Consider the following 18,272-nt stretch of genomic DNA (forward strand, 5'->3'; position numbering starts at 1 on the left):
TGCCCGCAGCGAGCCGGCATGGTACTTCATGTCGGCCCGGCTGACGAGTAACAACTAGACCGCATCGAGAAACTCCAGAAGCGCCCGATTGAATGCCGCCGGGCGAGTCGCATTCATGCCATGGGACGCCCCCTTGATGATGCTCACCCTCACATCGGGCAGCACTGCGCTCAAGGCGGAGACTATCCGCGGAAACGGCTCCGGGCTCAGCTCGCCACTGAGTAGCAGCACAGGCAGGTGCAAGCCACGCAACGCCGACAGACTCAGCGGCTCCGGGTGATCGGCCACCTGGCCGACCAGGGTCATTGCATTAGCCGAAGCCATCTCCCGAAAATGCTTCGACGAACGCCGCCAGACCCCTGCACCACTGACGGTATCGACGAACAGCTCGAGCCCCGCCTCCGTTTCCCCCTGGCGGATCAACTGCAGCGCCTGCTCGCGAAAACGGTTGCGCTCGACCGGGGCTACGGGCACTTCCAGCCCCGCGGCTCGAAATACCTCGGCGGCGAAATCCCCACCCGGGTCGGCCAGGGACAGCGAGCGCAGCCGCTCCGGAGCCGCCAGCGCCACACGCAAGCAAAGGTTGCCCCCACGGGAATGCCCGAGCAGATGCACCGGCTCACCCAACTGTTCCAGCAGAGCCAGAAGATCATCCACATGCTGCTGAGTAGTGAAGTCGCCACTCAACCCATCCCATGCATCCGGGTAGTAATGCCGCAAACTGGGCGCCAGCAAATGGAAATACCGCGCCAAACCAGGCATCTGCCAGTGCCAGTAGCGGTAATCGCACAAGGAGCCATGCACCAGCACCAGCGGCACACCATCCCCGCCACTCAGACAGGCGATGTCTCGACCATTCACCCGATACGACACAACGCGCGAAACCATGACCCATCCTTAAATATTTGCAGCACACGCAAGACAAAACCGATTTTCACCGAAAACGACCGACCTTTAATTCGGCCAAAACAATTATCCACGCACCAGAGAACAGAAAAAGCCCGAAAGCCAATAAGGACCGGGACATACCCACAAAGCGCGCATGGCTTCCGTTTAAATATTGCCTAAGCGCTTCTTTTAAATTAATAATCCGCACGCCCATAACAACTTCCGAACGCAACCATCGCCCTTGCGGCAGATTCGATACATGCTTCGGAAAGACCGCCCTGGAGTGTAACCATGTCTAAACTCGCGGAATTCCGTGAAGCCGAACGCCTGCTCAAAGAACAACTGGCACTGCTGGAAAAGCTGAAAAGCGACGGCGGCCTGAAGAAAGAACTGGAATTCAAAGACCAGCTCCAGGCGCTGATGGACGAATACGGCATGAATCTGCGCAACGTGATCGAAGTCCTCGATCCGCAGACCCCGACCGGCGCAGCTGCCAGCCCAGCCCCACAACGCCGCAGCCGCCAACTCAAGGTCTACAAGAACCCGCACAACGGCGAGACCATCGAGACCAAGGGCGGCAATCACAAGACCCTGAAAGCCTGGAAACAGCAATACGGTGCAGAAACCGTAGAGTCCTGGCTGCAGAAGTAAGTCAGCGCCAATCCCGCGAGGGCCAGCGGCCTTCGCGGGAAACACACCTCACCAAGCAAATCCCGGGCCACCCCTATCGATTCAGCTTGCAAAGCGCTACCGACATCGCGTAGCATCCGTGCCGCGAGTAACAAACTAAGGTCGCCCCTCCCAGAATTGCCCCTCTCGGGACATGCAACTGGGTTACACAGGGCCTCGGCCAGCAGCCATTCAAGATAGCGGACTCAGCACGCTCCACGACGAGAGCGATGAACAGCCGCCATCACTGGCAAGCCATATTCATCAGGCACGCGATCCAACCGATCGACACACCCTCTGAAAAACAACCTCAAGTTTCCATTCGCTGCCATATTCCGGTCACAGGCTTATCGCATTCTGCCTTCTCCGGAGCTTTTTACATTTCAGGCGGTCTATCGCACCGTCACATTTTGGAAAACCAAGACAATATGAAAACCACTACCCAGATCCAGGACGCGATCCATACCCTCAAGTCCGCGTTCGCACCGCTCAACTGCATCATCCTGGCCGCCCGCAAAGACAGCTTCAGCTTCACCCTGGTCAATGAACACGGCATCGCTCGTCACAGCGAACGCCTCTACCCGCAGCAGTACCAGACCCCGGAGCCGCTGAAGGCCGTCATCAAGCGCGTACAGAGCTCGCTCGCAGCATGAACAACTCAAAAAGCAAAAGCCCCGCCAACGCGGGGCTTTTCATTTAGCCAACAGCCGAACTAACGCAGTTGCAAACCCGCCTTCAGCGCTTCGACCTCGCCAGCCAGCTCAGGATATCGCGCCACCGGCGCGGCGTAAGTCAGTGAATATGCCGCCTGCTCGCCCAGAGCCACCTGCAGCACCTGCTTCATCACCTCATTGCCGTTCTGGCTGATCGAACAAACCAGCATCACCCCCTCCAGACCACCCAGTCGCGCCTCCCGAGGCTTGCTACAAGCAGCCTGGAAGCCCTGCTGCAGGAAATCGATCTGCAGCGACTTGCGCATCTGCAGAATGACACGCAGAGCATCGACCTCCCCCTGGCGCCCCAGCCGACTGCGCGTCAACTCCATCACCAACGCCTGGGAACCATCCGCCGCCAATTTGATACCGCGCTCACGCACCACCTCGGTATTGCCATCCCATACCTCCGGAACGCGCGAGACTTGCCAAGCACTAGGCCAAGCCAGCAAGGCATCAGCCGCCGCCGACCCCGCAGCAAAGCAGAACCACAGCACAGCCAGCCGCGCAAAACCCACACACCGCATAAGCCCCTCCCGACGGGATCGACACCCCAGCCCGCCTGACCGTCAAAAGCCTTCACAGCCTCTACGCAAACGCCACGCCAACCCAAGACACCTTCCACTCAGCACACAGCAGACCCTCAGGACAGCACCAGAGAGCACACCTCGCAATAAAAGGAAGAGAGCCAAACCCCAAGAACCCCCAGGGAGGCGAAAGCGAACTCAACTGACAGAGGACGCCGACATCAACACCCTCTTTGGCATCGACCAATCGCCAGGCATTCCGGTTATCAGCGCAGGCACGAATATCGACACGAGAGAGCCAGACCAACCCAGTAGACATCCACCCCACCCACCGCGCAAAACCAGGCGATCGCTGAATAACGGCGAGACTGCGCGAAGAAATAAAAGCAGAAAAACAAAAAGGGCGATCCTTTCGGATCGCCCTTTGAGTCCCGCACTAGACGGGTTCGATTTGGTAGGCACAATTGGACTCGAACCAACGACCCCCACCATGTCAAGGTGGTGCTCTAACCAACTGAGCTATGTGCCTGTCGATGTGGGCGCATTCTACGCGATGCTTTTCCACCGTCAAGCACTTTTTTCGCTAAACCACTGAAAAAATGAATTTTTTTATGTTCGCTCTCGCGTAAAAAATTTTGCACAGCCACTAGCCGACCGAATTCGACTCGGGTAGCATCAACGCATCCCGTAAAAAATAAAAAACACAGGTGCAATATGCCGCACACTCCCTACCCCACTTCCTATTACGCAGCGTCGGCCAATCCGGTCCCTCCGCGCCCCGAACTCAAGGGCGAGACCGAAACCGACGTCTGCATCATCGGCGCTGGCTATACCGGCCTGTCCACTGCACTGTTCCTGCTGGAAAACGGTTTCAAGGTCACGGTGCTGGAAGCGGCCAAGGTCGGCTTCGGCGCGTCCGGCCGCAATGGCGGCCAGATCGTCAACAGCTATAGCCGCGACATCGATGTCATCGAGCGCACCGTTGGCCCGAAGCAGGCGCAACTGCTCGGCCACATGGCCTTCGAAGGCGGCCGCATCATTCGCGAACGCATCGCCAAGTACAACATCCAGTGCGACCTGAAGGACGGTGGCGTGTTCGCCGCCCTCAGCGCCAAGCAGATGGGCCACCTGGAAGCGCAGAAAAAGCTCTGGGAGCGCTTCGGCCACACCCAGCTGGAGCTGATGGACGCCAAGCGCATCCGTGAAGTGGTCGCCACCGACAGCTATATCGGCGGCATGCTCGACATGAGCGGTGGCCACGTCCATCCGCTGAACCTTGCCCTGGGCGAAGCCGCGGCGGTCGAGTCCCTCGGCGGCGTGATCCACGAGCAGAGCCCGGCCACCCGCATCGACCGCGGCGCCAACCCGGTGGTGCACACCCCGCAAGGCCGAGTGAAGGCCAAGTTCGTGGTGGTCGCCGGCAACGCCTACCTGGGCAACCTGATGCCGGAGCTGGCCGCCAAGTCGATGCCCTGCGGCACCCAGGTGATCACCACCGAGCCGCTGGGCGAGGAACTGGCGCACAGCCTGCTGCCGCAGGACTACTGCGTCGAGGACTGCAATTACCTGCTGGACTACTACCGCCTCTCCGGCGACAAGCGCCTGATCTTCGGTGGTGGCGTGATCTACGGTGCGCGCGACCCGGCGGACATCGAAGCCATCATCCGGCCGAAGATGCTCAAGGCCTTCCCGCAGCTGAAGAACGTCAAGATCGACTTCGCCTGGACCGGCAACTTCCTGCTGACCCTGTCGCGCCTGCCGCAGGTCGGCCGGATCGGCGACAACATCTACTACTCGCAGGGTTGCAGCGGCCACGGGGTGACCTACACCCACCTGGCGGGCAAAGTCCTCGCCGAAGCCCTGCGCGGCCAGGCCGAGCGCTTCGACGCCTTCGCCGACCTGCCGCACTACCCCTTCCCGGGTGGCCGGCTGTTCCGCGTGCCCTTCACGGCCATGGGCGCCTGGTACTACAACCTGCGCGACAAGCTGGGCGTGTAAGCACGGCCAGCCATGCACAACGGCGCCCCAGGGCGCCGTTTTCATTACCGCGGAATAAAGCGCAGGCTGCGCCAATCCAGCGCCAGGTGGCCGAGGTAGACAGCGGCCCGATCAGTCGGCAGCAGCAGGTATTCGAAAACCGCGGGGGCCAGCCCCAGGCAGCCGCGATCGACACGCAGCAGGCAACCCCAGGCATAGGAAACGCTATCCCAAGCCTGCGCGGGCAGACTGGCGATCCCCGCCTGCGCCTGCCACCAGGCCAACGCACCGGGAATATCCTCGACCTGCGCCAGTTGGCGAACGAGCACCGCCTCGCCGCACCACGCCAGCAACTGTTGCGCCTCGAAGGCCGGCTGCCGATCGGGCGACAGCGGCGTTACCTGCACGCCGTGACTGCGCGCGAGCAGTTCCACGGCCAAGGGCCGCCAAATGCGTTGCTCGACCGCCCAGAGCAGGTCGCCATCGACTTCCAGGGACGGCCGGCCGGCCACCTGCAGGCGAAAGCCGCTACAGACCAGGCAGGTATCCGTCAGGGGAATTCGCAGTTGGCTATCGCTCACTTGAGCCTCTCGACGCGGGATACGGGTCCAGCCTCCCGGCGACCCGCGGCGCGATTCTAGGCAAGCAGGCGGCTGCCACTCAAGGCAGGCAGCGTCAGCCGCCGGTCATGCTCATGAAGCGCAGCACCTGTACCTGCTCGCTGGCGTCGAAATGATGGCGCTGCGGCTTGAGTTGCAGCGCCTCGACCAGCGCCGCGCGCAGACGCGCGCTGTCGCCCGGATGGCGGCGCAACAGGGCCCGCAGGTCGAGCGCCCCCTCGTGGCCGAGGCAGAGCACCAGCTTGCCTTCGGCGGTGACCCGCACACGATTGCAGTCGCCGCAGAAGTTGTGGCTGTGCGGGGATATGAAACCGATGCGGCTGGCAAAGCCGTCCACCCGGTAATAGCGTGAAGGGCCGCCGCTGCGCTCCAGGCTCGGCGTCAGTGGCCAGCGCCCGGCCAATTGCGCGCGCACCTCGTCGCTGCTGCACAGGGTCTGCGCACGGCTGTGGCTCGTCACGCTCCCCAGCGGCATTTCCTCGATGAAGCTGATGTCCAGCCCGCGCGCCAGGGCGAAGGCCGCCAGTTCGCAGACCTCGTCGTCGTTGCGCCCCTTCTGCACCACGCAATTCAGCTTGATGCGCTCGAAGCCCGCCGCCCGCGCCGCGTCGATACCTGCCAGCACCTGGGGTAAGCGGTCGCTGCGGGTAAAGGCGGCGAAGCGCTCGCGACGCAGCGAATCCAGACTGATGTTCAGCCGGCGCACGCCGGCGGCACGCAGTTCGGCGGCACGCTCAGTGAGTTGCGAGCCATTGGTGGTGATCGCCAGGTCGTCCAACTCCGCGCGCGCGCCGAGCCGCGCCAGCAAGGAGGTCAGGCCTTTGCGCACCAGGGGCTCGCCGCCGGTGATTCTGATACGCCGCACCCCAAGGCCGATGAAGGCATCGGCCAGCGCGTAGAGCTCCTCCAGGCTCAGCACTTGGTCGCGCGGCAGGAACTGCATGTCTTCGCTCATGCAATAGGTGCAGCGGAAGTCGCAACGGTCGGTGACCGACAGGCGCAGGTAGGTGATGCGGCGACCGAAAGGATCGATCAATTGGCTGTCTGACATGGTGGCGAGTGGGGATGAAACTCGGGGTGCCTAGGAATACCTCAGGCCCGGAAAAATGTATACAAAAACTGAACCTCTGGGTCAGCTTCGCCTCTCCAGGCCTTGGCTTGAGCGGGTTGCGGGCCCGGTGCTACCATCCCCGCCCGCTTCCGCGGCCGTCCGCGCACGAGAAGACCAGCACCATGACCAGCATTCGCGAACGCAATCGACGCCTGATTCTCCGCGCCGCCAGCGAAGAGTTCGCCGAAAAGGGCTTCGCCGCCACCAAGACCAGCGACATCGCGGCCCGCGCCGGATTGCCCAAGCCCAACGTCTACTACTACTTCCAGTCCAAGGAAAACCTCTACCGCAGCGTGCTGGAAAGCGTGGTCGAGCCCTTGCTGCAAGCCTCGGCGCCGTTCCGCGAAGACGACGAACCGGCCGAGGCGCTGAAAGCCTATATCCGCTCGAAAATCCGTATCTCCCAGGAACTGCCGCACGCCTCCAAGGTGTTCGCCAGCGAGCTGATGCACGGCGCGCCGCACCTGCCGAAGGAATACCTCGACGAGCTGAACGCCCAGGCCCAGCGCAATATCGCCTGCCTGCAGAGCTGGATCGACCGCGGCCTGTTGGCCCCGGTGGACCCGCACCACCTGCTGTTCACCATTTGGGCGGCGACCCAGACCTACGCCGATTTCGACTGGCAGATCTCCATGGTCACCGGCAAGGGCAGCCTCAGCGACGCCGATTTCAACGACGCCGCCGAAACCATCATCCGCCTGGTGCTGCGCGGCACCGCCCCGGACGCCAAGGATATGCCCAAGGGCGAGGCGCGCCTGCGACCACTGCCGCTCTAAAGCGTCCAGCTCCCCGCAATGCCGCCGGCGTCATCCGCCGCCTGGCCGCGCTCGAACGGCTGCTCGGGGGATCCGGGGGCGGGCAAAGTTCGTCCAGGTCGAGCGTGGGGTTGGCGCGGCGTCCAGTGTCGATCAACCGGCGTCGGCCTGCAGGCCGGCGGCCTGGACCCCGCGAATCGCGCATTGTTCGTCGACGTCCGAGACATCGCCGCTGATGCCGATGGCCCCTATCACCCGGTTGTCCCGGTCGCGGATCAGCACGCCACCCGCTGCCGGCACCACCTTACCCTCGGCCAGGGCGTTCAGCGCGGCAATGAACGACGGCCGCTGCTGGGCGTCGGCGGCCAGGGCGCGCGACGACTTACCCAGGGCCACCGCGCCCCACGCCTTGCCGATGGCCACCTGGGGGCGCAGCAGGCTGGCGCCGTCCTCGCGTTGCAGGGCGACCAGGTGGCCGCCGGCATCCAGCACCGCCACCGTCAGCGGTGCCGCCGCCAGATCGCGGCCCGCGGCCAGGGCCTTGCGGGTGATGTCCAGGGCCGTATCGAGGCTGATTTCGTTCATGGGAGGGTTTCTCTCGAAGTGGAAAGGGTTTGCCCGCGGCAGCCGGAAACAGCGCAGCGGAATCCTGAAGGCCCTTATCTACTAGCGGATCGGATCGCCCGGCGCAACGAATAAATACAAAAATCAATTCCTTTGTACACAAAAACAAATCCAGTGGAAGACAAGCCAAGTATCGACTGAAGCCTCAGGCATGGCGGGTCTCCCAGTAGCCCGGGGTGTTGTAGATCTCCTTCAGGTAGTCGATGAAAAAACGTACCTTGGCCGGCAGGTAACGCTGCTGCGGATACACCGCCTGGATGTCGTAGACCGGCATCTCGAACGCATCGAGTACCGTCACCAGCTCGCCGGCCTTGAGTTCGGCCTGGATCTCCCAGGTCGAGCGCCAGCCGATGCCCAGGCCCTGCTTGACCCAGTCGTAGAGCAGTTCGCCGTCGTTGCAATCGAGGTTGCCGGAAACCCGCACCGCCACCTGCCTGCCATCGCGCATGAAGGTCCAGCCGCGCTGCTGGCCGCCCTGCAGGTTGAACGCCAGGCAGTTGTGCCGGGCCAGGTCCTCCAGGGTACGCGGCACGCCGTGACGCTCGAAGTAGTCGGGCGCACCGCAGACCACCCGACGGTTGGGGAACAGCTTGACCGCCACGTAGTTGGGGTCGGTGACCTCGCCGATGCGGATGCCCATGTCGTAGCCCTGGCGCACCAGGTCGACCAGGCTGTCGGTGAAGTTGAACGACAGCTTGAGATCGGGGAAGCGCGCCAGGAACGCCGGCGCATGGGGCGCGATGTGCCGCCGGCCGAACGCCGCCGGGGCCGAGACCACCAGGTGCCCGCGCACCGAGGTGCCGCCACGGGCGACGCTGGCGTCGGCTTCGTCGAAGTCTTTCAGCAGCCCGCGCGCGCGCTCCAGGTACTGCTCGCCGAGGTCGGTCAGTTGCAGGCCGCGGGTCGAGCGGTGCATCAGCTTCACCCCGAGGTGTTGCTCCAGTGCGTCCAGGCGGCGGCCCATGACCACCGGGGTGACGCCCTCGCTGAGCGCGGCCGAGGCGAAGCTGCCGTGATCGGCGACCAGAACGAAGCTACGGACGATGGTGTAACGGTCCATTCGATACTCCTGATATCGACAGAACTGAAGTATTCGTCAATTCCGCCCCTTTTGCCCAGCCGGCATCCTTGCCTCCAACGCGAAAAACAACGACTCCAGCGAGAGGAAAAGGTCATGGCGAAAATGCGAGCCATCGAGGCGGCGGTGCTGGTCTTGCGCCGCGAAGGCGTGAATACCGCCTTCGGCGTACCCGGCGCGGCGATCAACCCGATGTATGCGGCGATGAAGAAGATCGGCGGCATCGACCACGTGCTGGCGCGCCACGTCGAGGGCGCCTCGCACATGGCCGAGGGTTACACCCGCACCCGTGCCGGCAACATCGGCCTGTGCATCGGCACCTCGGGCCCGGCCGGCACCGACATGGTCACCGGCCTCTATTCGGCCTCGGCCGACTCCATCCCGATTCTCTGCATCACCGGCCAGGCGCCGCGCGCCCGTCTGCACAAGGAAGATTTCCAGGCCGTGGATATCACCAGCATCGTCAAGCCGGTGACCAAGTGGGCGACCACCGTGCTGGAGCCGGGCCAGGTGCCCTATGCGTTCCAGAAAGCCTTCTACGAAATGCGCAGCGGCCGGCCCGGTCCGGTGCTGATCGACCTGCCGTTCGACGTGCAGATGGCCGAGATAGAGTTCGACATCGACACCTACGAACCCTTGCCGGTGCGGCGCCCGAGCGCCAGCCGCACCCAGGCCGAGAAGGCCCTGACGATGCTCAACGCCGCCGAGCGGCCGCTGATCGTCGCCGGCGGCGGCATCATCAACGCCGACGCCGCGGACAAGCTGGTGCAATTCGCCGAACTGACCGGCGTGCCAGTGATCCCGACGCTGATGGGCTGGGGCGCGATTCCCGACGACCACCGCCTGATGGCCGGCATGTGCGGCCTGCAGACCTCGCACCGCTACGGCAACGCCACCCTGCTGAACGCCGACCTGGTGCTCGGCATCGGCAACCGCTGGGCCAACCGCCACACCGGCTCGGTGGACGTCTACACCGAGGGCCGCAGGTTCATCCACGTGGACATCGAGCCGACCCAGATCGGCCGGGTGTTCACCCCGGACCTGGGCATCGTTTCCGACGCCGGCGCGGCGCTCGACGCCTTCCTCGACGTGGCGCGCGAGTGGCAGGCCGCCGGACGCCTGAAAGACCGCAGCGTCTGGGTCGAAGCCTGCCGCGAGCGCAAGCGCACGCTGCAGCGCAAGACCCACTTCGACAACGTGCCGGTCAAGCCGCAGCGGGTCTACGAGGAGATGAACGAGTTCTTCGGCAAGGACACCTGCTACGTCAGCACCATCGGCCTGTCGCAGATCGCCGGCGCGCAGTTCCTCCACGTCTACAAGCCGCGCCACTGGATCAACTGTGGCCAGGCCGGTCCGCTCGGCTGGACCATCCCGGCCGCGCTCGGCGTGGTCAAGGCCGATCCGCAGCGCCAGGTGGTGGCGCTGTCCGGCGACTACGACTTCCAGTTCATGATCGAGGAGCTGGCCGCCGGCGCGCAGTTCAAGCTGCCCTACATCCACGTCCTGGTGAACAACGCCTACCTCGGGCTGATCCGCCAGGCGCAGCGCGGCTTCGACATCGATTACTGCGTGCAACTGGCGTTCGACAACGTCAACACCCCGGAGCTGGACGGCTACGGTGTGGACCACGTGGCGGTGGTCGAGGGCCTCGGTTGCAAGGCGATCCGCGTATTCGACGCCAACGACCTGCAGGCAGCCTTCGCCCAGGCCCGTGAACTGATGCAGCGGCACCGCGTGCCGGTGGTGGTGGAAGTGATCCTCGAACGGGTCACCAACATCGCCATGGGCACCGAGATCAATGCCGTCACCGAGTTCGAGGAACTGGCGCAGAGCCGCGCCGATGCGCCGACCGCGATCTCGCTGCTGGATTGACTGCGCACGCCGGGCCCTGCGTCGCCGGGCCCGGCGAATCGATGCAAAGACCCCGCCTTAGGAGGCCCCGATATGCCCCGTTTCTGCGCCAACCTGTCCATGCTGTTCACCGAGGTGGACTTCCTCGACCGCTTCGAGGCCGCCGCCAAGGCCGGCTTCGGTGGGGTCGAGTACCTCTTCCCGTATGACGTCGAGGCCGCGGCGCTCAAGGCCCGCCTGGACGCCAACGGGCTCCAACAGGTGCTGTTCAACCTGCCCGCCGGCGACTGGTCGAACGGCGAGCGCGGCATCGCCTGCCACCCGGACCGGGTCGAGGAGTTCCGCGCCGGCGTCGACCAGGCCATCGCCTATGCCAAGGTCCTCGGCAACACCCAGGTCAACTGCCTGGCCGGCATCCGCCCGCAGGGCCACGACGACGCCAGCGTCGAGAACACCCTGCTGAACAACCTGGAATACGCCGCCGAGAAGCTCGGCGCCGCGGGCATCCGGCTGGTCATGGAGATGATCAACACCCTCGACATCCCCGGCTTCTACCTGAGCAACACGCGGCAGGCGCTGGCGCTTCGCGAGAAAGTCGGCAGTCCCAACCTGTTCCTGCAGTACGACATCTACCACATGCAAATCATGGAAGGTGACCTGGCGCGGACCCTGGAAAAGAACCTGGCGGCGATCAACCACATCCAGTTGGCCGACAACCCCGGCCGCCACGAACCGGGCAGCGGCGAGATCAACTACCGCTTCCTGTTCAGCCACCTCGACCGCATCGGCTACCAGGGCTGGATCGGCTGCGAATACAAGCCCGCCACCAGCACCGAGGCTGGGCTGGGCTGGCTGAAGAGCCACAACGCCGTGTGAGCCGAAGCCATCCCCCCACATGAATGAACGCTCGCCGCCCCCTCAAGCGGCCAATGGACAAACCGAACCAGGAGACACTCGCATGGCCAAGATCGGATTCATCGGCACCGGCATCATGGGCCTGCCCATGGCGCAGAACCTGCAAAAAGCCGGGCACCAACTGTTCCTCTCGAGCCACCACGACCAGGCCCCGGCCGCGCTGCTGGAAGGCGGCGCCATCGCCCTGGCCAACCCAAAGGAAGTCGCCCAGGAGGCCGAGTTCATCATCGTCATGGTGCCGGACACCCCGCAGGTCGAGGACGTGCTGTTCCGCCAGGACGGCATCGCCGCTGGCGTCGGCCCGAACAAGGTGGTGATCGACATGAGTTCGATCTCGCCCAGCGCGACCAAGGCCTTCGCCGAGAAGATCAAGGCCTGCGGCGCGCAGTACCTGGACGCCCCGGTCTCCGGTGGTGAAGTCGGCGCCAAGGCGGCGACCCTGAGCATCATGGTCGGCGGCTGCCCGAACACCTTCGAGCGCGCCCTGCCGCTGTTCCAGGCGTTGGGCAAGAACATCACCCGCGTCGGCGGCAACGGCGACGGCCAGACCGCCAAGGTGGCCAACCAGATCATCGTCGCGCTGAACATCCAGGCGGTGGCCGAGGCCCTGCTGTTCGCCGCGCGCAACGGCGCCGACCCGGCCAAGGTGCGCGAGGCGCTGATGGGCGGCTTCGCCTCCTCGCGCATCCTCGAAGTGCACGGCGAGCGCATGGTCAAAGGCAGCTTCGATCCGGGCTTCCGCATCGCCCTGCACCAGAAGGACCTCAGCCTGGCCCTGGCCGGCGCCCGCGAATTGGGCCTGAACCTGCCCAACACCGCCAACGCCCAGCAAGTGTTCAGCACCTGCGCGGCCCTGGGTGGCAGCGACTGGGACCACTCCGCGCTGATCAAGGGCCTGGAGCACATGGCCAACTTCTCCATCCGCAAGGAGTGACGCCGCCCGCCCCCGGGCAATGGCGGTAGCGTTCTTCCAACCACGAGACTCACGGGAGCCTGTCATGGACCTCGACCCACGCGCCTTGCTGCGCGACCTGTTCGACACCGCCATCGCCGCCGCGCATCCGGCCCAGGTGCTGGCCCGGCACCTGCCGCGCGTGCATGGCGGACGCACCATCGTCATCGGCGCCGGCAAGGCCGCCGGAGCCATGGCCGAGGTGGTCGAAGCGCACTGGAACGGCGAGGTCGACGGCCTGGTGGTCGCGCCCTACGGCTACGGCGCCAACTGCCGGCGCATCGAAGTGGTGGAAGCCGCGCACCCGCTGCCGGACGACGCCGGCGAGCGCGTCGCCCGCCGCGTGCTGGCGCTGGTCAGCGACCTCAGCGAGGACGACCGGGTGATCTTCCTGCTGTCCGGCGGCGGCTCGGCCCTGCTCGCGCTGCCCGCCGAGGGAATCTCGCTGGACGACAAGCGCGTGCTGAACAAGGCGCTGCTCAAGTCCGGCGCCGCCATCGACGAGATGAACTGCGTGCGCAAGCACCTCTCGGCGATCAAGGGTGGCCGCCTGGCCCGCGCCTGTTGGCCGGCCAGCGTCTACACCTACGCGATCTCCGACGTGCCCGGCGACCAGGCCACGGTGATCGCCTCCGGCCCCACGGTGGGCGACCCGAGCACTTCCGCCGAGGCCCTGGCGATCCTCAAGCGCTACGCCATCGAAACCCCGGCGCACATCCGCGCCTGGCTGGAAGACCCGCGCTCGGAGACCGTGAAGCCCGGCGACGACTGCCTGTCGCGCAGCTACTTCACCCTCATCGCCACACCGCAGCAGGCGCTCGACGCGGCCGCCGCCAAGGCCCGCGCCGCCGGCCTGAACGTACTGATCCTCGGCGACCTGGAGGGCGAGTCGCGCGAGGTGGCCAAGGTCCACGCCGGCATCGCCCGCCAGGTGCGCAAACACGGCCAGCCGCTGGCCGCGCCCTGCCTGCTGCTCTCTGGCGGCGAAACCACGGTGAGCGTGCGCGGCAAGGGCCGTGGCGGGCGCAACGGCGAATTCCTGCTCAGCCTCACCGCCGCGCTCAAGGGCGAACCGGGCATCTGGGCACTGGCCGGCGACAGCGACGGCATCGACGGCATGGAGAACAACGCCGGCGCGCTGATGAGCCCGTGCAGCTACCGCCGCGCACTGGCCGCGGGGCTGAATCCGCTGCACGAGCTGGACGACAACAACGGCTACGGCTTCTTCGCCGAACTGGGCGATCTGCTGGTCACCGGCCCGACCCGCACCAACGTCAACGACTTCCGCGCCATCCTGATTCTCCAGAGTGACGAGCAATGAACAACGCCAAGAAGGTCAAGATCCTCGCCACCCTCGGCCCGGCGATCGGCTCGCGCGACGACGTGCGCGCCCTGGTCGACGCCGGCGCCAACCTGTTCCGCCTGAACTTCAGCCACGGCGAGCATGCCGATCACGCGCAACGCTATGCCTGGGTGCGCGAGGTGGAAGCCGAACTGAACCAGCCCATCGGCATCCTCATGGACCTGCAGGGCCCCAAGCTGCGCGTCGGCCGCTTCGACGGCGGCGCGGTGCAACTGAGCAAGGGCCAGAGCTTCACCCTCGACCTCAACGACGCGCCCGGCGACGAGCGCCGCGTGATGCTGCCGCACCCGGAGATCATCCAGGCGCTGGAACCGGGCATGGGCTTGCTGCTGGACGACGGGCGCATCCGCCTGCAGGTACTGAACAACCATGGCGACGCCATCGAGACCCGCGTGCTGAACAGCGGCGAGCTGTCCGACCGCAAGGGCGTCAACGTGCCCGAGGCGCTGCTCAAGCTCAGCCCGCTGACGCCCAAGGACCGCCGCGACCTGGCATTCGGCCTGGAACTGGGGGTGGACTGGGTGGCGCTGTCCTTCGTCCAGCGCCCGGAAGATATAGAAGAAGCCCGCGCGCTGATCGGCGACCGCGCCTTCCTCATGGCCAAGATCGAGAAGCCGTTGGCGGTGCAGTCCATCGACGCCATCGCGCGCTTGGCCGACGCCATCATGGTCGCCCGTGGCGACCTCGGCGTGGAGGTGCCGGCGCAGCAGGTGCCGGGTATCCAGAAGCGCATCATCCAGGTCTGCCGCCAGCTCGGCCGCCCCGTGGTGGTGGCCACGCAGATGCTCGAATCCATGCGTTTCGCCCCGGCGCCGACCCGCGCCGAAGTCACCGACGTGGCCACCGCGGTCAGCGAAGGCGCCGACTGCCTGATGCTCAGTGCCGAGACCGCCTCCGGGCAGTACCCGTGCGAGGCGGTGGAAATGATGGCGAAGATCATCCGCCAGGTGGAAAACGAGGCGGACTACCCGGCGCAACTGGAACTGAACCGCCCGCAGCCGGAGGCCACGGTGTCCGATGCCATCAGCTGCGCGATCCGCCGCATCAGCCGCATCCTGCCGGTGGCGGTGCTGGTCAACTACACCCAGTCCGGCGCCTCGACCCTGCGCGCCGCACGCGAACGGCCAACCGCACCGATCCTCAGCTTGACGCCCAGCCTCAGGGCCGCGCGCCGCCTGAGCCTGGCCTGGGGCGTGCACTCAGTGGTCAACGCGCAGCTCGCGCACGTCGAGGAAATCTGTGCCACCGCCCTGGAAATCGCCCTGGCCCAGCGCATGGCGCATCGCGGCGACACCGTGGTGGTGACGGCCGGCCTGCCGTTCGGCCAACCGGGAAGTACCAACATGCTGCGCATCGAGAGCGTGGCGCCCGCCTTGTCGCCCTGAAGGGCCGCGCAGCCCGCCGCCTCCCGCAGGCGGGAGAGCACGGCAACAGTGTTCCGGAGCCAGGCGAGGCTCCACACCGCGTCACTCCCGGATGGACGGGGGCGGGAAAACGGGGCCGCGCCCCCGTCCGTCCGGGATTGGCCTGCGCCTTTGTCGGCCATCGCCAGCGCACGACCCCACGCAGGCGATAGGAATTCGAGGCCACCCCATGGCGATCCCATGGACGGCCTCCTTTTTTATCAGCGCCCCAAAAGAGTGCATGGCAGAATGCACCGGCTTAGCCCTCACAGGCTTTCCCAGGATGGCGTCCCTGCGAGGACGACACGCCCGCCGACGCGGAGACGGAGAAAGCCCGGAGCCCCTTGACCACTGCCCAGACTCCAGATGCGCCCAACCCTGATGCTGTCCTGCTGGCTGCGCGGCTTCAGCCAGATATTCCTGCAATCCAATGCCCCGTTCGGCCTGCTCTGCCTGGCCGCGATCGGCGCCGGCGCGCCATCCCTGCTGCCCGGCGCCCTGCTCGGCGCCAGCGCCGGGCCGCTGCTGGCGCGTCTGCTGCGCGCCGAGCCGGCGGATATCGACGCCGGCTTCTACGGCTACAACGCAGTCCTGCTCGGCCTGCTGCTGCCCTGCCACTTCGCCTGGTCGCCCGCGCTGGCCCTGCTGATCCTCGCCGCCAGCCTGGCCAGCGTCGCGCTGCAACGCCTGCTGCTGCGGCTGGCGCGCGCGCGCCGTGGCCTGCCGCCCTATACCCTGGCGTTCATCCTGCTCGGCTGGGCGCTGCCGCCGCTGGGCGAGCTGCTCCAGTTGGCGCCCGCCACGCCGGCCACGGCCGCTGCCCTGGCTGGCGCCCAGCCCGATCTGCTCGGCGCCAGCCTGCGCGCCTTCGGCCAAGTCATGTTCCTCGATGCACCGCTGGCCGGCGCGCTGCTCTGGTTCGGCCTGCTGCTGGGTTCGCCACGGGTGGCCTGTTGGGCGCTGTTCGGTGCCGTCGTGGCGCTGCCGGTGGCGCTGCTCGCCGGCCTGCCCCCGGCCCCTCTGTACAGCGGCCTGCTCGGCATGAACAGCGCCCTCGCCGCGCTGGCCCTGGCGCAGCGCCAGCCGGCGCCCTGCTGGCCGGCCCTCGGCAGCGCCCTGGCCCTGCTGCTGCAACTGGGCTTCGCCGCGGCCGGGCTGCCGGCGCTGACCGCGCCCTTCGTGCTCGCCTGCCTGCTGCTGATCGCCAGCGAACGCCTGCTGCGCCCGCTGCCGCTACGCGCGGCGGTCTGAAACGAGCGGCAAAGGCCCGCCTGATCGCCGTCGGGGCGGCATGGATCAAGGTGCCTGACGGCGCCGGGCGCGCATACTGGCCGCGCACCCGATCGACCGGAAGCGCGGATTTTCCGACGACCGTCCTGCAGCCGCCGGTCGAGAACGGCATAATCCGCGCCCTTTCGCGCCCTTGAGGCATGCGTTGCCCTTTTCCAACCGCGGTACAGTCATGACGCTCCCGACTCCCACCCTCCTCCAGCGACTCCAGCGCAGCAGCCTGGTGCTACGCATTTTCATCGGCATGCTGGCCGGCATCGCCCTCGCCCTGCTCGCCCCGGACGCCGCACGCGCCGTCGGCCTGCTCGGCAAACTGTTCATCGCCGCGCTCAAGGCCGTGGCGCCGGTCCTGGTGCTGGCGCTGGTCTGCGCCTCCATCGCCAACCACAAGCAGGGCCAGCGCACGCATATCCGGCCGATCCTGCTGCTCTACCTGCTCGGCACCTTCTCCGCCGCGGTGGTGGCGGTCGCGGCCAGCTTCGCCTTCCCGTCGACCCTGGTGCTCAACGCCCCGGCGGCCGCGGCGGCGCCGCCCGGAGGTATCGGCGAGGTGCTGCGCAGCCTGCTGTTCAGCGTCACCAGCAACCCGATACAGGCGCTGCAAGAGGCCAACTTCATCGGCATCCTGGCCTGGGCCGTGGGCCTCGGCCTGGCCCTGCGCCACGCCCGCCAGAGCACCCGCGACCTGCTCGACGACCTGGCCGGCGGCGTGACCCTGATCGTCCGCGTGGTGATCGCCTGCGCGCCGCTGGGCATCTTCGGCCTGGTCGCCAGCACCCTGGCCGAGTCCGGCTTCGGCACCCTGCTCGGCTACCTGCAACTGCTCGCCGTGCTGCTCGGCTGCATGCTCTTCGTGGCCCTGCTGGTCAACCCGCTGATCGTCTTCTGCAAGCTGCGCCGCAACCCCTACCCGCTGGTGTTCACCTGCCTGCGCGAAAGCGGCGTCACCGCCTTCTTCACCCGCAGCTCGGCGGCCAACATCCCGGTCAACCTGCAACTCTGCGAACGCCTGGGCCTGCACGAGGACACCTACTCGGTGTCCATCCCGCTCGGCGCCACCATCAACATGGCCGGCGCGGCCATCACCATCAGCGTGCTGACCCTGGCCGCGGCGCACACCCTGGGGATCGCCGTCGACCTGCCCAGCGCCCTGCTGCTCTGCGTGGTCTCGGCGCTCTGCGCCTGTGGCGCCTCGGGCGTGGCCGGCGGTTCGCTGCTGCTGATCCCGCTGGCCTGCGGCCTGTTCGGCATCTCCGGCGAGGTGGCCATGCAGGTGGTGGCGGTCGGCTTCGTCATCAGCATCCTGCAGGACTCGGCGGAAACCGCGCTGAACTCCTCCACCGACGTGCTCTTCACCGCTGCCGCCTGCCTCGCCGAGGAAGACCAGGGCGCGCTCGGCGAGCAACGCTGAGCCAGCGCCGGGGAGCCAGGGCAAGGCTCCCCGGCGCGGGCGCCGCATAAGCAAATAGCCTTTAGGTATTTATGCCGCATATAACCGAGCGGCATAATCCGTCGTTACGACACTGCCAAAAGGAA

Annotated in this window: 17 protein-coding genes and 1 tRNA gene; 11 read left to right on the forward strand and 7 right to left on the reverse strand. The window is 66.2% G+C overall.

The window, feature by feature from the left end; genetic code table 11:
* Positions 1-54: 54 nt before the first annotated feature.
* The gene (locus BLQ74_RS10230) at positions 55-888 is read right to left on the reverse strand and encodes an alpha/beta fold hydrolase (protein WP_090262459.1); all 834 of its coding nucleotides are present in this window, start codon (positions 886-888) and stop codon (positions 55-57) included.
* Positions 889-1,179: 291 nt separating this feature from the next.
* Between BLQ74_RS10230 and BLQ74_RS10235 the strand changes: the two genes are divergently transcribed.
* Complete coding sequence (locus tag BLQ74_RS10235) at positions 1,180-1,539, forward strand: histone-like nucleoid-structuring protein, MvaT/MvaU family (protein ID WP_090262460.1); 360 nt, start codon at positions 1,180-1,182, stop codon at positions 1,537-1,539.
* Between the two features lie 446 nt (positions 1,540-1,985).
* Positions 1,986-2,210, forward strand: a complete 225-nt coding sequence (locus BLQ74_RS10240) for a hypothetical protein (protein ID WP_090262461.1) — start codon at positions 1,986-1,988, stop codon at positions 2,208-2,210.
* A gap of 59 nt (positions 2,211-2,269) precedes the next feature.
* Here the strand turns inward: BLQ74_RS10240 and BLQ74_RS10245 are convergent, their stop codons facing one another.
* The gene (locus BLQ74_RS10245; RefSeq protein WP_090262462.1) at positions 2,270-2,797 is read right to left on the reverse strand and encodes a DUF4946 domain-containing protein; all 528 of its coding nucleotides are present in this window, start codon (positions 2,795-2,797) and stop codon (positions 2,270-2,272) included.
* A 452-nt stretch (positions 2,798-3,249) separates the two neighbouring features.
* Positions 3,250-3,326: transfer RNA gene (locus BLQ74_RS10250), tRNA-Val, on the reverse strand.
* Positions 3,327-3,511: 185 nt separating this feature from the next.
* On the opposite strand from BLQ74_RS10250, the gene BLQ74_RS10255 reads away from it, so the two are divergent.
* Positions 3,512-4,795, forward strand: a complete 1,284-nt coding sequence (locus tag BLQ74_RS10255) for an NAD(P)/FAD-dependent oxidoreductase (protein ID WP_090262463.1) — start codon at positions 3,512-3,514, stop codon at positions 4,793-4,795.
* Positions 4,796-4,839: 44 nt separating this feature from the next.
* On the opposite strand, the gene BLQ74_RS10260 is transcribed toward BLQ74_RS10255, so the two are convergent.
* Complete coding sequence (locus BLQ74_RS10260; RefSeq protein WP_090262464.1) at positions 4,840-5,355, reverse strand: hypothetical protein; 516 nt, start codon at positions 5,353-5,355, stop codon at positions 4,840-4,842.
* A gap of 94 nt (positions 5,356-5,449) precedes the next feature.
* Positions 5,450-6,445, reverse strand: a complete 996-nt coding sequence (gene moaA / locus BLQ74_RS10265; protein ID WP_090262465.1) for a GTP 3',8-cyclase MoaA — start codon at positions 6,443-6,445, stop codon at positions 5,450-5,452.
* A 182-nt stretch (positions 6,446-6,627) separates the two neighbouring features.
* Between moaA and BLQ74_RS10270 the strand changes: the two genes are divergently transcribed.
* Positions 6,628-7,281 (forward strand): TetR/AcrR family transcriptional regulator, encoded by a 654-nt coding sequence (locus BLQ74_RS10270; RefSeq protein ID WP_090262466.1) that lies wholly within the window; start codon positions 6,628-6,630, stop codon positions 7,279-7,281.
* Between the two features lie 132 nt (positions 7,282-7,413).
* On the opposite strand, the gene BLQ74_RS10275 is transcribed toward BLQ74_RS10270, so the two are convergent.
* Together BLQ74_RS10275 and BLQ74_RS10280 are read right to left on the reverse strand one after the other, a co-directional pair.
* Positions 7,414-7,845, reverse strand: coding sequence for a GlcG/HbpS family heme-binding protein (locus BLQ74_RS10275; protein WP_090262467.1), 432 nt, complete (start codon positions 7,843-7,845; stop codon positions 7,414-7,416).
* Between the two features lie 184 nt (positions 7,846-8,029).
* Complete coding sequence (locus tag BLQ74_RS10280) at positions 8,030-8,944, reverse strand: LysR family transcriptional regulator (protein ID WP_090262468.1); 915 nt, start codon at positions 8,942-8,944, stop codon at positions 8,030-8,032.
* Positions 8,945-9,058: 114 nt separating this feature from the next.
* Here BLQ74_RS10280 and gcl point away from each other — a divergent pair, with 114 nt between their 5' ends.
* The 7 genes from gcl (at position 9,059) to sstT (ending at position 18,147) form a co-directional block, all read left to right on the forward strand.
* Positions 9,059-10,834, forward strand: a complete 1,776-nt coding sequence (gene gcl / locus BLQ74_RS10285; RefSeq protein ID WP_090262469.1) for a glyoxylate carboligase — start codon at positions 9,059-9,061, stop codon at positions 10,832-10,834.
* Positions 10,835-10,906: 72 nt separating this feature from the next.
* The gene (hyi, locus tag BLQ74_RS10290) at positions 10,907-11,689 is read left to right on the forward strand and encodes a hydroxypyruvate isomerase (protein WP_090262470.1); all 783 of its coding nucleotides are present in this window, start codon (positions 10,907-10,909) and stop codon (positions 11,687-11,689) included.
* 82 nt (positions 11,690-11,771) lie between these two features.
* Complete coding sequence (locus BLQ74_RS10295; protein ID WP_090262471.1) at positions 11,772-12,662, forward strand: 2-hydroxy-3-oxopropionate reductase; 891 nt, start codon at positions 11,772-11,774, stop codon at positions 12,660-12,662.
* Between the two features lie 64 nt (positions 12,663-12,726).
* Entirely contained in the window at positions 12,727-14,001 is a 1,275-nt protein-coding gene (locus BLQ74_RS10300) for a glycerate kinase type-2 family protein (RefSeq protein ID WP_090262472.1), read from the forward strand.
* A complete protein-coding gene (gene pyk, locus BLQ74_RS10305; RefSeq protein ID WP_090262473.1) occupies positions 13,998-15,428 on the forward strand; it encodes a pyruvate kinase in 1,431 nt (476 codons plus the stop codon). The genes BLQ74_RS10300 and pyk overlap by 4 nt, the downstream gene beginning before the upstream one ends.
* 384 nt (positions 15,429-15,812) lie before the next feature.
* A complete protein-coding gene (locus BLQ74_RS10310) occupies positions 15,813-16,697 on the forward strand; it encodes an urea transporter (protein WP_090262474.1) in 885 nt (294 codons plus the stop codon).
* 211 nt (positions 16,698-16,908) lie between these two features.
* Positions 16,909-18,147, forward strand: coding sequence for a serine/threonine transporter SstT (gene sstT, locus BLQ74_RS10315; protein WP_090262475.1), 1,239 nt, complete (start codon positions 16,909-16,911; stop codon positions 18,145-18,147).
* The last annotated feature ends 125 nt before the right edge of the window (positions 18,148-18,272 follow it).

Source organism: Pseudomonas panipatensis (genome assembly GCF_900099785.1).
In the GTDB taxonomy this organism is placed as follows: Bacteria; Pseudomonadota; Gammaproteobacteria; order Pseudomonadales; family Pseudomonadaceae; genus Pseudomonas; species Pseudomonas panipatensis.

Bases quoted from the DNA above. Each gene is read 5' to 3' on its own strand.
- gcl (WP_090262469.1), top strand. From the start codon at position 9,059: ATGGCGAAAATGCGAGCCATCGAGGCGGCGGTGCTGGTCTTGCGCCGC.
- BLQ74_RS10230 (WP_090262459.1), bottom strand. From the start codon at position 888: ATGGTTTCGCGCGTTGTGTCGTATCGGGTGAATGGTCGAGACATCGCC.
- BLQ74_RS10240 (WP_090262461.1), top strand. From the start codon at position 1,986: ATGAAAACCACTACCCAGATCCAGGACGCGATCCATACCCTCAAGTCC.
- BLQ74_RS10300 (WP_090262472.1), top strand. From the start codon at position 12,727: ATGGACCTCGACCCACGCGCCTTGCTGCGCGACCTGTTCGACACCGCC.
- hyi (WP_090262470.1), top strand. From the start codon at position 10,907: ATGCCCCGTTTCTGCGCCAACCTGTCCATGCTGTTCACCGAGGTGGAC.
- BLQ74_RS10235 (WP_090262460.1), top strand. From the start codon at position 1,180: ATGTCTAAACTCGCGGAATTCCGTGAAGCCGAACGCCTGCTCAAAGAA.
- BLQ74_RS10245 (WP_090262462.1), bottom strand. From the start codon at position 2,797: ATGCGGTGTGTGGGTTTTGCGCGGCTGGCTGTGCTGTGGTTCTGCTTT.
- sstT (WP_090262475.1), top strand. From the start codon at position 16,909: ATGACGCTCCCGACTCCCACCCTCCTCCAGCGACTCCAGCGCAGCAGC.
- BLQ74_RS10270 (WP_090262466.1), top strand. From the start codon at position 6,628: ATGACCAGCATTCGCGAACGCAATCGACGCCTGATTCTCCGCGCCGCC.
- BLQ74_RS10255 (WP_090262463.1), top strand. From the start codon at position 3,512: ATGCCGCACACTCCCTACCCCACTTCCTATTACGCAGCGTCGGCCAAT.
- BLQ74_RS10275 (WP_090262467.1), bottom strand. From the start codon at position 7,845: ATGAACGAAATCAGCCTCGATACGGCCCTGGACATCACCCGCAAGGCC.
- BLQ74_RS10280 (WP_090262468.1), bottom strand. From the start codon at position 8,944: ATGGACCGTTACACCATCGTCCGTAGCTTCGTTCTGGTCGCCGATCAC.
- moaA (WP_090262465.1), bottom strand. From the start codon at position 6,445: ATGTCAGACAGCCAATTGATCGATCCTTTCGGTCGCCGCATCACCTAC.
- BLQ74_RS10310 (WP_090262474.1), top strand. From the start codon at position 15,813: ATGCGCCCAACCCTGATGCTGTCCTGCTGGCTGCGCGGCTTCAGCCAG.
- pyk (WP_090262473.1), top strand. From the start codon at position 13,998: ATGAACAACGCCAAGAAGGTCAAGATCCTCGCCACCCTCGGCCCGGCG.
- BLQ74_RS10295 (WP_090262471.1), top strand. From the start codon at position 11,772: ATGGCCAAGATCGGATTCATCGGCACCGGCATCATGGGCCTGCCCATG.